We start from the raw sequence: 12,371 nt of genomic DNA, 5'->3' as shown, positions 1-12,371 counted from the left end.
CGAGAGGCGTAGCGTGGCCTTCATGACCGCCGTTGACTTCTGGTTCGATCCCTCCTGCCCCTGGGCCTGGATGACCTCGCGATTCGTGGACGAGGTGACGGAGGGGCGCGACCTCGACGTCACCTGGCACATCATGAGCCTCGCCGTGCTCAACGAGGACCAGGACGTGAGCGACGACTACCGCGCGTTCTTCCCGCGGGCCCTGCGCTACACCCGCCTGGTCGCCGCCGTCGCCGAGCGCGCGGGCCAGGAGAAGGTCAAGCCGCTCTACGACGCCCTCGGCACGCGGATCCACAACGGCGGACGCACGGACGTGGACGCGGTCATCGCCGAGTCGCTCGCCGAGGTCGGTCTCGACGCCGGTCTGGCCGCCTACGCCGACACCGACGAGCACGACGCTCCGATGCGCGCCTCGCACTTCGACGGCATCGGCCGGGTCGGCCAGGACGTCGGCACGCCCGTCATCGCGATCGGCGACGTCGCCTTCTTCGGACCGGTGATCTCCCCGATCCCGCGCGGCGAGCAGGCGCTCTCGCTCTGGGACGGTCTCGTCGCCGTCGCGTCCTACGACGGCTTCTTCGAGCTCAAGCGCTCGCGGACCCGCGACCCGATCTTCGACTGAGCAGCGATCCGCGGACGGGCGGCGGCCACCGGCCGCGGCCCGTCCGTCGGCCGAGCCCCGATCCTCGGCCGATCACCGGGGTGCCGCGCGGGCGGTACCCTGACTCCCGGCCCCGGATCCACGGGCCACGAACGGCATTCCGGAGGACGAGCGCGTGCGCATCCACATCGCAACGGACCACGCCGGGCTGGACTTCAGCCGGCACCTGATCGAGCACCTCGGTGCCGCCGGGCACGAGGTGCTCGACCACGGCCCGACCTCGTACGACCCGCTCGACGACTACCCCTCGTTCTGCATCAACGCGGCCGCCGCGGTCGTGCGCGACCAGGAGGCCGGCGTCGAGGCGCTCGGCGTCGTGTTCGGCGGGTCCGGCAACGGCGAGCAGATCGCCGCGAACAAGGTCGCCGGCGTCCGCGCGGCCCTGGTCTGGAGCCTCAGCACCGCCGTGCTCGCCCGCCAGCACAACGACGCCAACGTCATCTCGATCGGTGCCCGCCAGCACTCGGTCGAGGAGGCGACGGAGTTCATCGACGCCTTCGTCGCCGAGCCGTTCTCGTTCGAGGAGCGCCACGTCCGCCGCATCGCGCAGCTCGCGGAGTACGAGGCGACGGGCGACATCGCCGGCCGCGCCGTCGACTCCGCCGCGAACGGCCGCTAGGTGCCCGAGGGCCACTCCGTCCACCGCATCGCGCTGCAGTTCGAGCGCGACGTCGTCGGCCACCGCGTCGCGACGAGCAGCCCGCAGGGCCGCTTCACCGAGGGCGCCGCGCTGCTGGACGGGCGCACCGTCCTCGAGTCGACCGCGGTCGGCAAGCACCTGCTGCTGCGCTTCGAGGGCGACGCGACGCTGCACGTGCATCTCGGCCTCTACGGGGCCTGGGACTTCCTCGGCCACGTCTCACCGCTGTTCGACGACGGCAGGGCCGGCAGCAGCATCGGCGCCCCGCGGCGTCGCCGCGCCGTCCGGCTGTCCGAGACCGAGCACGAGACCGACAGCGATCTCGAGGAGTTCCCGCCGCCGCCCGTCGGCGCCGTCCGGGTGCGCATCCAGACGGAGGAGACGGTCGCCGACCTGCGCGGCCCGACCGCCTGCGAGGTGATGGATCCCACTCAGGTGGAGGCGCTGCTCGCCCGGCTCGGTCCCGACCCGGCCGCGGACGACTCCGACGAGGCGCGCGACCGCTTCGTGAACCGGCTGCGCAAGACGGCCACTCCCGTCGGCCTGGTGCTGATGGACCAGTCGGTGGTCAGCGGCATCGGCAACATCTACCGCGCCGAGCTGCTCTACCGCGCCGGGCTCGACCCGCACACGCCGGGCAAGCTGGTGCCGCTCGAGCTCGCCCGCGAGCTCTGGGCCGACTGGGCGCTCCTGCTCGAGGACGGCATCCGGACCGGGATGATGATCACCCGCCGGGGCCTGACGAAGACGCAGCGCTCCGCCGCCGTCCGCAGCCGGGCCGAGCGCAACTACGTCTACAAGCGCGAGGGGCTGCCCTGCCGCGTCTGCGGCACGAACGTCCTGCTCGAGGAGATCGGCGCGCGCAAGCTCTACTGGTGCCCGGTGTGCCAGTCGTGACCCCCTGACCGGGACGCCGATCGTCCGATGACCGAGAGGACGCCGTGCGCGTGACTCCCACCCTGCTGCTCCGCACCGCGCGGCTCCTCGGCCGCGACGAACCGGTGTCGGTGCTGATCCGCGACGGGCGGATCGACGCGATCGCCCCCGACGGCGCCCCGGAGGTGCGCGACCCGGGCGGAACCGAGGTGCGCGACCTCGACGGGCGCTGGCTGCTGCCCGGCCTCTGGGACGAGCACGTGCACTTCTCCCAGTGGGCGATGACGGCGCCGCGCCTGGACGTCTCCACGGCGTCCTCGGCGGCGGAGACGGTCGAGGCGGTCCGCGCGCGGCTCGCCCTCGCGCCGGACTCGCCGGCGACCCTCGTCGGCTTCGGCTTCCGCGACGGGCTCTGGCCCGATCTGCCGACGACGGCTCTGCTCGACGCGGTGGCGCCCGAGCGGCCCGTGGTGCTGGTCAGCGGCGACCTGCACTGCGCCTGGGTCAACTCGGCCGCGCTGCGCCGCTACGGCTTCGACCCGCAGGACGACATCCTCCGCGAGGAGCCCTGCTTCCGTCTCGTCACGGCGCTCGGCGCCCTCACGGACGACGAGCTCGACGACCTGGCCGACGAGGCGGCGCGGCGCGCGGCCGCCCGGGGAGTCGTCGGAGTCGTGGACCTCGAGATGCGCTGGAACACCGGTGACTGGACGCGGCGGATCGCCCGCGGCACCCGCTCGCTCCGCGTCGACGCGGGCGTCTACCGCGACCACCTGGACCGGGCGATCGCCGAGGGGCTGCGCACGGGGGACGAGATCGCCGGTGGGGAGGGGCTGCTCCGGATGGGCCCGCTCAAGGTGCTGATCGACGGCTCCCTCAACACCAGGACCGCCTACTGCGCGCACCCCTACGACGGGCACGACGGGCGCGGCGTCCTCACGGTCGATCCGGCCGAGCTCGACCGGCTGCTCGCCCGCGCGGCGGCGGCGGGGATCCGCCCGACGGTGCACGCGATCGGCGACGCGGCCGCGACGGTCGCGCTCGATGCGCTCGCGAAGGTGGGCGGCGGACGGATCGAGCACGCGCAGCTGCTCTCCGACGCGGATGTGCCGCGCTTCGCCGCGCTCGGTGTCGTCGCGGGGGTGCAGCCCGCTCACGCCCTGGACGACCGGGAGGTCGCCGACCGCTACTGGTCGGGCCGCACGGGTCGGGCCTTCGCGCTGCGCTCGCTGATCGACTCCGGGGCGACGGTGGTGCTCGGCTCGGACGCCCCGGTCGCCCCGCTGGACCCGTGGGTGGCGATCGCGGCGGCCGTCGCGCGCGCCCGGGGCGGCGACGATCCCTGGCACCCGGAGCAGCGCGTCACGGTCGAGGAGGCGCTCGTCGCCTCGACGCGGGTCCGTCGGCCGGCCCCCGAGCCGGGCGACGCCGCCGACCTGGTCGTCGTCGAGCGCGATCCGCTCGCCTCCGACGGGGAGCAGCTGCGCTCGATGCCGGTCGCCACGACGCTGCTCGCGGGTCGCGTGACGCACGGGGACTGACCCGGCGCGCCGGCCGGAACGGGAGACGGCCCGTCGGATCCGGGGATCCGACGGGCCGCCGCTGCGCAGTGGGCGCGTGCTCAGCTCTCGCTGACGTGGGCGAAGAGGAACCAGCGGTCCTTCTCGAGGCTGCGGCCGATCTCGATCGCGACGTCCTGGCTGCTCGCGTCGATGTCGGCGAGCTCGGCGATGGCGGTGTTGACCGTGGTGATCGCGACGTCCATCAGGCCGATGACCTCGACGATGGCGTTCTCGGAGCGCTGGAAGCCCGGGGTGAGCGGGGCGGTCTGCGTGGCCGACGCCACGGTCTGGATGCGGGCGTCGACGGGGAGGCCGAGGGCCACGACGCGCTCGGCGGCCAGGTCGGCCCACTCGATCGCGTGGCCGACGACGACGTCGAGCAGCTCGTGCACGCCGATGAAGTTGGCGCCGCGCACGTGCCAGTGCGCCTGCTTGCTGTTGACGGCCAGGGCGGTCATCTCGACGACGACCGGGCTGAGGAACTGGGCGACTCCGGATGCGACATCCGGGTTCGACGAGGTGAGCGACGTGACGGATGCAGTGGACATCGTCTGTTCCTTTCGAGAGGGGGTGACTGATCGTCAACACTACGCCGCAGCCCAGTCCTCGCAAGGAAGTGCAGGCTCGGCTAAGGCGGGCGAAGGGCAGCCTGGCCTGTGCCGGAGGGGCGTCCGCGGGGCCTCCCGAGCAGCGCTTCCGGCTCCTCGATCCGGGGGTCAGCCCCCGCGTCGCGATGGGTCCGCGCCGGTAGTCTCGAGACGATGTCCGCCAGCGCGGCGGGCCGGGGGAGGAGGCTCGCGTGGCCGCAGCGCCGACCGCCCTCAGCGAGGCCTCCGCCGCCTACCTGCGACTCTGGCGCGATCTGCCCCGCGAGGCGCTGTCGCTCCTGCTCGCCGTGCCGCTCGCCCTGACCGGCGCGTTCGCGACCGGTATCGCGCTCGCGCTCGGGCTCGGGCTGATCGGCGTGCTGATCGGGGCGGTCTTCCTGCCGCTGGCGCTGCACACCGCCCGCGGCTTCGCGAGGGCGTCGCGCGCCCTGGACCGTCTCGCCGGGCGTCCGCGGATCGCCGAGCCGCAGTGGCGGCGCCCGCCCGCGAGCGTCGCTCCCGCCACGTTCGCGCTCTACGGTCCCGTCGTGGACGGGCACTACTGGCTCGCGCTCCTGCACGCACTCGTGGTCGCGCCCCTGCTCTCCCTCGTCTTCGGCGCGGTCCTCGGGGTCTGGGGCTGGGCCGGCATCGGCTCGCTGCTGGCGCTGATCGGCGGGGAGCCCTCCGGGATCGTCCGCCTCGTCTCGGGGCAGTCCCGTGCCGTGCTCGGCGTCCCCGGGCCGCCGGCCGCGCTCCTCGTGCTGGCCGACGTCGCGCTGCTCGCCCTGTTCGTCTCGACGCTGCCGTTCGTCACCCGCGGGCTCACCCTCGCCCGCTTCCTCGTCGATCGTCTCCTGCTCGGGCCGTGGGGGTCGGAGGCGCTGCAGCGGGAGGTGGCGGAGCTCAGCGCGTCCCGCGGCGCCGCGGTGGCCGCCGAGGACCGGGCGCTGCGCCGCCTGGAGCGCGACATCCACGACGGGCCGCAGCAGCGGCTGATCCGGGTGCAGATGGACCTCGGGTCGGCGCGGAACCGGGTGCGGTCCGATCCGGAGTCCGCGGCGGCGCTGATCGAGGAGGCGCGGGAGCACGTCGGCGCGGCGCTCGACGAGCTGCGCGCGCTGTCCCGGGGAGTGGCGCCGCCGATCCTGCAGGACCGCGGCTTCACGGCGGCGGTGCACTCGCTCGCGGTGATGAGCCCGGTGCCGGTCGAGGTGCTCGTCGAGCACCCGGTCGCCGACGTGCCGCCGGAGGTCGAGCGGAGCGTCTACTTCGTGGTGGCGGAGCTGCTGGCGAACGCGTCGAAGCACTCCTCGGCCCGCTCGATCCGCGTGCACCTCGACGTGCGCGCCGCCGGAGGTGCGGGGGAGCGCTGGCTGGACGTCTGGGTGATCGACGACGGCGTGGGCGGAGCGTCCGCGGTGCCGGGTCACGGTCTGGAGGGGATCGCGGGTCGCGTCAGCGGACTGCGCGGCCTGCTCACCGTCGAGTCGCCTCCCGGCGGGCCGACGACGATCGGCGTGCACGTGCCGTTCCGCCCCTCGGCGCCGCCCGCCCTAGTCTGAAGGCGTGCCGCCCGCCTCACCGATCCGCGTCGCCCTCGCCGAGGACTCCGTCCTCTTGCGCGAGGGCCTGGTCCGACTGTTCGAGGACGCCGGGTTCGCCGTCGCCGGAGCCTTCGGGGACGCGGAGGGGCTCCTCGCGGCGGTCGACGCCGACCCGGCCTCCGTCGATGTCGCCGTCCTGGACGTGCGGATGCCGCCGACGTTCCGCGACGAGGGCGTCCGCGCGGCGCTCGACCTGCGGCGCCGGCACCCGCGCGTCGCCGTGCTGCTGCTCAGCCAGTACGTCGAGGTGACCTACGCGCACGAGCTGCTCGGCTCGGGCGAGGGCGGCATGGGCTACCTGCTCAAGGACCGGGTCGCCTCGGTCGAGGAGCTGCGGGACGCCGTCGAGCGGGTCGCCGCGGGCGGGACCGTGCTCGATCCGCAGGTCGTCGCCTCGCTCCTCCAGCGCAACCGCGATCCGCTGGCCCTGCTGACCCCGCGCGAGCGCGAGGTGCTCGAGGCGATGGCGGAGGGCCGCACGAACGCCGGGATCGCCGCCTCGCTCTTCATCGGGGTCGGAGCGGTCGAGAAGAACGTCACCTCGATCTTCCAGAAGCTCGGCCTCGAGGACTCCGGCTCGGACCACCGCCGCGTCCTGGCCGTCCTCACCTGGCTCCGCGCGGGCTGAGCTGCTGCGGGCCCGCTCGCTCTCGCGACCGGGCTCGCTCCGTTCTCCTCGTTCCTCGTCGAACGTCGCGCGGTCGGCCTCTCGAGACGGTGCGGCTCACTTCAGGGCGGTGCGCTCCGAGTCGTAGAGGGCCTTGACCTGGTCGGCGGTCAGCGCGCGGTCCCAGACCCGGATCTTCGCGAAGGTGCCCTTCGCGTAGTTGCCGGGGCCCGAGGTCAGCTCGACCGCGCCGACGGTGAAGTCCCCGGCGTTCGGGTTCAGTCCCTCGGTGAACAGGTACGGGTTCTTCGCGTAGGTCGCACCCTTGTTGTCGACGAAGCGCGGGTAGGCGACCGAGGTGCCGTTCAGGTACGAGATCGCGTAGGTGCCGTCGTACGTGCCGACGTGCAGCTGCCAGGTGTACCGGGCGAATTTGTCGCCCGAGGCGGAGTAGTCCCGCGAGTAGGGGTAGCCGGGGGTCGGGCCGCCGGTGCGCGAGACGTGGAAGTTCGTCCGCTCGTCACCGCCGTAGAGGCCGAGGTCGTAGAACAGGCCGTAGGAGCGGCCCGCCCGCTCGCCGTGCTCGTTCCAGGCGCCCGCGACGTAGCCCGTGCTGTCGTCGGTCATGTAGACCCAGCTCGCCACGGTGACCGCGTTGCCGGTCGCGCCGATCGTCAGTCGTCCCGCGGACTCGAGCGGCACCCGGAGGAAGCTCGAGCCGGTCATGGTGATGCCGGAGCCCCAGGGGGTCGAGGCGGTCGTGGCCTTCGTCTTGCCGGCCTGCAGCAGCGGGAGGTCGTTCGCCGTGGAGTAGTACGGGGCGGCCGGCTGGGTGAAGTCCCACTGCGCCAGCGGTGCCGGGATCCCGGGGACCGTCGGCGGAGTCGTCGGCGGCGCGGTCGGGGTCGGAGTGGCGGTGGGAGTGGCGGTCGGCGTCACCGTGGGAGTCGCGGTGGGGGTGGCGGTCGCGGTCGGCGTGGGCGTCGGGGTCGCGGTGGCCACCGGCGGCGTCGTCGGCGCGGTGGCCGAGACGGTGAGCGCGATCGAGCCGCTGCTGCCGATGTTGCCCACCGCGTCGCGCGCCTTCGCGATCACGACGTGGGAGCCGAGGGCGAGGCTGGAGGTGGTGAGCGCCCAGTCGCCGGACGCCTGCTGCACCGCGTTGCCGATCCGGGTGGTGCCCGACCAGAACGAGAGGTTGGTGACGGCGACGTCGTCCGACGCGGTGGCGACGAGCGTGACGGTCCGCGGGACGGTGCTCCCGGTGGCGGGCGAGGTGATCCGCGCGGTCGGCTTCGCGGTGTCGGGACGCGGCGAGCCGGTGGCGGTCGGCGTGGCGGTGGGGCTCGGCGCGGTCGTCGGCTGCGCCGTCGCCGTGGCGGTCGCGGTGGGCGTCGCCGTCGGGACGGGGGTCGACGTGGGGGAGGGGCTCGCCGTGGGAGTGGCGGTGGGCGTGGGGGTGGCCGTGGGGGTCGGCGTCGTGCCCGAGTTCTGCACGGTCACGCGGGAGGCCGCGCTGTTGCCGATGTTGCCCGCGGCGTCCTTCCCCTTCGCGACGAAGACGTGCGAGCCCTCGGCCAGGGTGCGGGTGTCGAGCGGCAGCGACCAGACGCCCGCCTGCACGGTCGCGTAGCCGAGGCGCCGGGTGCCCTCCCAGAACGAGAGCTGGGTCGTCCCGACCGCGTCGGTGGACGTCGCCTGCAGGGACACCGTGCCCGAGACCGTGGATCCGCCGACCGGAGCCGTGAGCACGACGACCGGCTTGACGGTGTCGGCGGCGGCGCTCGCCGCGCTGCTCGGTGCGGTGACCGCCATCGGCACCAGGAGCAGCGCCGCGAGCCCGCCCAGCATCGATGCCCGTGTCGTTCGTCGTCCCATTGCGTCCCCCGGATCCGTCGCCACGGAGATCCCCCCTTAGCGGGGACAGCCTAGGACGTGGTGTCTCCTCCGCGCGTGCCCCGGACGGGGACACTTCGCTCCCGGGCCTCGACGTTCCGCCAGGATGCGCCCTCCCGTGGCGATCGAGAGCCCTGCGAGACTGGACGCCGGTCGCCGTCGACGGCACGGTGCCGAGGAGGAGGACCGATCGCCATGACGCCAGGAGCGCACCCGGACGCCCGCCTGATCACCCTGCCGGGAGGAGCCGCTCCCGTCGTCGCCGACTCGGCCTGGGTCGCGCCGGGCGCGACTCTCGTCGGTGCGGTCGAGCTCGAGGAGGAGTCGAGCGTCTGGTACGGCGCGGTCCTCCGAGCGGAGAAGGCGCGCATCCGGATCGGGCGGGGCAGCAATCTGCAGGACGGCGTGATCGTGCACGTGGACGAGGGCTTCGACGCGATCCTCGGCGAGGGGGTCTCGGTGGGGCACAACGCCGTGCTGCACGGCTGCACCCTCGAGTCCGACGTGCTCGTCGGCATGACCGCGACCGTGCTCAACGGGGCCGTGATCGGCTCCGGATCGCTCGTGGCGGCCGGCGCCGTCGTGCTCGAGGGCACGGTCGTGCCTCCGGGGTCGCTCGTCGCCGGGGTTCCGGCGAAGGTGCGCCGAGAGCTCTCCGAGCAGGAGCGCGACGGGATCCGGGGCAACGCCGCCTCCTACCTCGAGCTGTCCGCGCTCCATCGGGGAGCGACGGCGGTCGACGGCGCGGCCTGAGGCCGTCCCACGCGGTCGTCGGGAGCGGCCGAGACGTGCCAACGGACTGATCGACGCCAGAAACTTCGAAGGCGGCGAGGGCCGCCCCTAGGGTGCGGGGACAGGTTCCACCGACGCCGTGCGTGCTCGGTCGCCGCCCTCGGACCGGAGAGTCACGTCTCGGTCGGACACCTCAGACCCCTGCCCCCGTCGTCGCTGCTCCGCGGCGCCGTTCCTGAGGAGATCCATGTCCGTCCTCCGTCCCCGCCGGCTCCGCGCGAGCCTTCTCGGTTCCGCACTGGCGCTCGTCGCCGCTCTCAGTGCAGGTGGCGCGGTCGCGCCCGTCGCCGCAGCCGCCGACAGCGCTCCCACTCCCGTGCTGTCCTACGCCGCCTTCGGTGACTCCCTCACCCGCGCGGCCGCGACCTGCGGGCACTCGGAGGCCGACTGCCCCGAGAACTCCTGGGCGACCGGGACCTCGCCCCAGGTGCACTCGATCGCCGCGCGCCTCCAGCAGGCGAACCCCGGTCGGATCGTGCAGGCCGACAACTTCGCGAAGTCGGGCAGCCGGATCGCCGACGTCGCGGAGGCCGTCGACCTCGCGCGGGCGTCGGGGGCCTCGCCCGAGCTCGTCACCGTGCTCGTCGGCGGCAACGACCTCTGTAGCCCCGACGTGCCGGCCGGTCCCGACGGCTACGCGATGACCCCCGCGGCCGACTTCTCCGCCTCGGCCACGCGCCTCCTCGAGCAGATCACGGTGACCTGGCCGAGAGCGAAGGTGCTCGTCGCGTCCGTCCCGGACATCGCGTCCGAGTGGCAGGCGGTGAAGGGCGGCTCCGGTGAGCTGATCTGGCGCCTGTTCTCGGTCTGCCGGACCACTCGTGGAGCGGATGCGGCCAACCACGCGCAGACCGGCGCCGCCTACACGGCGGCGGTCGGCGCCGCTGCGGAGAGGACGACGCAGTACAACGAGGCGCTCGCCGACGCCTGCTCGGCCGCGGGTCCGCGCTGCGTCTGGGACGGCGGCGCCCTCGCCCGCACCGCGATCTCGAGTGACCTGCTCTCGACGGTCGACTGGTTCCACCCGAACGTGCGCGGTCAGGCTCTGATCGCCGAGGTGGTCTGGGGTGCGAGGGCGGTGCGCGACTGGGCGGTCCCGCCCTCCTCCTCCGCTCCGGCCGCGATCCGCGGCGCGGCCCCGGCCACCGATCCGGACGTCGACGCGTCACCCGAGAAGCGACGCGAGATCGGCATGCCGGAGAACGTCACCGAGAGGGTGAGGCTCGGCCGCCCCTCGGTTCCGGCGGTCGATGCCGGCTAGCCCCCGGCGGGCAGGGCGACGGCGGGCGCGCGCCGGCTGTCCACTCGTCGATTCGTGACAGACCGTCAGTGAGCGACAGAAGAGCAAGTCACGCCAGGTGATTGATCCGTGCCAGTTGATGGAGCGCGGCGGAGGGGCGGAATTACCGTTCACCACGAGGTTCCGCCGCCGCACACGGTCGTCGGTTCCGTGGTCGTTCGACCGATCGAGCCGAGGATCCACCGATCCCGCTCGGCCCTCCTTCCTCACCGCCCTGAGATGAGCCATGTCACTCCGTTCCCGCCTGTCCACGATCGCCCTCACCGCACTGCTGCTCGCCGGGGTCGCTGCCGCGCCGTCCGCGTCGGCGGCGGAGTCGCCCGCGCTCTCCGTCGCCTCCTTCGGCGACTCGATCACGCGCGCCGCCACGACCTGCGGCGGACGGGGGGACTGCCCGGTCAACTCCTGGGCGACCGGCTCCGCACCCGCCGTGCACTCCATCGCGACCCGCCTGCAGGAGCTGGACCCGGATCGCACGGTCACGGCGTCGAACTACGCGAAGTCCGGCAGCCGCGTCTCCGGCGTCGCCGCCGCGGTGATGGCGGCAGCGGCAGCGGGGGCTCGACCCGACGTCGTGACCCTGCTGATCGGCGGCAACGACCTGTGCCACCCCGACCTCCGAGCGGGAGCCGACGGCTACGCGATGACGTCCGCCGAGTCCTTCGCCGCCTCCGCGACGACCGCGCTCCAGCGGATCAGCGCGGCGTGGCCGGACGCCACCGTCCTCGTCGGCTCGGTCCCGGACGTCGCGTCCGAATGGGACGCGGTCCGGACCGGCGCCGGCGGGAGGATCTGGCCCGCGAACAAGCTGTGCCGGACGACCCGCGGGGCGCTGGCGGACAACGTCGTGCAGACCGGCGATGCCTCCACCGCCACGGTGGCGGCCGCGGCCGAGCGCTCGCAGCAGTACGACGCCGCCCTCGCGTCCGCCTGCGCCGCGGTCGGCCCGCACTGCGTCTGGGACGGCGGCGCCCTCGGCAGGACGACGATCCGACCCGAGATCGTCTCGAGCGTCGACTCCTTCCACCCGAACGTGCAGGGCCAGGCACTGATCGCCGGGGTCTTCTGGGGCCCCGACGCGGTGCCGGCCTGGGCCGCTCGCCTCGGCTCCGCTCGCGTTCCGACGGGAGCGACTCCGGCGGCGACCAGCACGGCACCGACCGTCGCGCCGGCACCGACCGTCGCGCCCGCACCGACCGTCACGCCGGCACCGACCACCACGCCTGCGCCGTCCACGGCCCGCCGGGCGCCGACGCCCGCGGCGTCCGCTCGTCCCGCTCCCGCATCCCCCGCAGCACCGTCCTCCCGCCGGACGCCGGTCGCCGTGAAGGACACGACCGCTCCGACCGTGCGGATCACCGGCCCGGTCGACGGCGGCGCCGTAACGGGGAGGGCCTCGCTGACCGCCGTCTCGGACGCCGACTCCGCCTCGGTCGTCTTCTCCAGCGAGGGCGTCCGCCTCGGCTCGGCGAAGCCTGCCGCGAACGGCGCCTGGTCGCTGACCGTCTCGACGCGCGGCTTCCCCCGCGGCCAGCACGAGCTGGTGGCCACCGCCGTCGATCGGGCGGGCAACACCGGGACGAGCGACGCGATCACCGTCACGGTCCGCTGACCCCTCCCGGTCGGCGACGCCCACCCGGGGCGCGCCGGTCCTCGGCGTGAGCGGGCGGATCGAGGTGCCGAAGGATTCGAGCCGCCCGGCGCCTCACCAATGGGGGGCCCGACGGACCCGTCACGCCACCGTGCGCCCGCCACCGGTCGGCCAAGCTCGGATCAGCCGGCCCCGCCGGACGGAGCAGGCCACGCGGTCGACTCCTCACGGATGGGATCGGGTCCTTTCCCC

General features: G+C 74.1%; 11 protein-coding genes. 9 read left to right on the top strand and 2 right to left on the bottom strand.

Annotated features, from left to right (window positions below; translation table 11 throughout):
* Positions 1-22: 22 nt before the first annotated feature.
* The 4 genes from HQQ82_RS02210 (at position 23) to HQQ82_RS02195 (ending at position 3,718) form a co-directional block, all read left to right on the top strand.
* Positions 23-622, top strand: a complete 600-nt coding sequence (locus HQQ82_RS02210; RefSeq protein ID WP_173231454.1) for a DsbA family protein — start codon at positions 23-25, stop codon at positions 620-622.
* Positions 623-776: 154 nt separating this feature from the next.
* Positions 777-1,280, top strand: coding sequence for a ribose-5-phosphate isomerase (locus HQQ82_RS02205; protein WP_173231453.1), 504 nt, complete (start codon positions 777-779; stop codon positions 1,278-1,280).
* The gene (locus tag HQQ82_RS02200; RefSeq protein ID WP_173231452.1) at positions 1,281-2,198 is read left to right on the top strand and encodes an Fpg/Nei family DNA glycosylase; all 918 of its coding nucleotides are present in this window, start codon (positions 1,281-1,283) and stop codon (positions 2,196-2,198) included.
* 50 nt (positions 2,199-2,248) lie between these two features.
* Positions 2,249-3,718, top strand: a complete 1,470-nt coding sequence (locus HQQ82_RS02195) for an amidohydrolase (protein ID WP_367947774.1) — start codon at positions 2,249-2,251, stop codon at positions 3,716-3,718.
* An 80-nt stretch (positions 3,719-3,798) separates the two neighbouring features.
* On the opposite strand, the gene HQQ82_RS02190 is transcribed toward HQQ82_RS02195, so the two are convergent.
* Positions 3,799-4,287, bottom strand: coding sequence for a Dps family protein (locus tag HQQ82_RS02190; RefSeq protein ID WP_173231450.1), 489 nt, complete (start codon positions 4,285-4,287; stop codon positions 3,799-3,801).
* 251 nt (positions 4,288-4,538) lie between these two features.
* On the opposite strand from HQQ82_RS02190, the gene HQQ82_RS02185 reads away from it, so the two are divergent.
* Together HQQ82_RS02185 and HQQ82_RS02180 are read left to right on the top strand one after the other, a co-directional pair.
* On the top strand, positions 4,539-5,891 hold the full coding sequence (locus HQQ82_RS02185) for a histidine kinase (RefSeq protein ID WP_173231449.1): 1,353 nt from the start codon (positions 4,539-4,541) through the stop codon (positions 5,889-5,891).
* A gap of 4 nt (positions 5,892-5,895) precedes the next feature.
* Positions 5,896-6,561 (top strand): response regulator transcription factor, encoded by a 666-nt coding sequence (locus HQQ82_RS02180; RefSeq protein ID WP_173231448.1) that lies wholly within the window; start codon positions 5,896-5,898, stop codon positions 6,559-6,561.
* A 96-nt stretch (positions 6,562-6,657) separates the two neighbouring features.
* On the opposite strand, the gene HQQ82_RS02175 is transcribed toward HQQ82_RS02180, so the two are convergent.
* Positions 6,658-8,391 carry an Ig-like domain-containing protein gene (locus HQQ82_RS02175; RefSeq protein WP_173231447.1) on the bottom strand — a complete coding sequence of 578 codons (1,734 nt, stop codon included), beginning with the start codon at positions 8,389-8,391 and terminating at the stop codon, positions 6,658-6,660.
* 240 nt (positions 8,392-8,631) lie between these two features.
* Here HQQ82_RS02175 and HQQ82_RS02170 point away from each other — a divergent pair, with 240 nt between their 5' ends.
* The 3 genes from HQQ82_RS02170 (at position 8,632) to HQQ82_RS02160 (ending at position 12,140) form a co-directional block, all read left to right on the top strand.
* Complete coding sequence (locus tag HQQ82_RS02170) at positions 8,632-9,189, top strand: gamma carbonic anhydrase family protein (protein WP_173231446.1); 558 nt, start codon at positions 8,632-8,634, stop codon at positions 9,187-9,189.
* 226 nt (positions 9,190-9,415) lie between these two features.
* Positions 9,416-10,489 carry an SGNH/GDSL hydrolase family protein gene (locus tag HQQ82_RS02165; RefSeq protein WP_173231445.1) on the top strand — a complete coding sequence of 358 codons (1,074 nt, stop codon included), beginning with the start codon at positions 9,416-9,418 and terminating at the stop codon, positions 10,487-10,489.
* A 265-nt stretch (positions 10,490-10,754) separates the two neighbouring features.
* Positions 10,755-12,140: a GDSL-type esterase/lipase family protein gene (locus tag HQQ82_RS02160; protein WP_173231444.1), complete on the top strand. Its 1,386-nt coding sequence runs from the start codon at positions 10,755-10,757 to the stop codon at positions 12,138-12,140.
* Positions 12,141-12,371: the final 231 nt, after the last annotated feature.

The organism is Rathayibacter sp. VKM Ac-2856, from assembly GCF_013205055.1.
Lineage (GTDB): Bacteria > Actinomycetota > Actinomycetes > Actinomycetales > Microbacteriaceae > Rathayibacter.
Note: the sequence above shows the minus strand (reverse complement) of the source record. Positions and strands in the feature narration are given on the sequence as shown.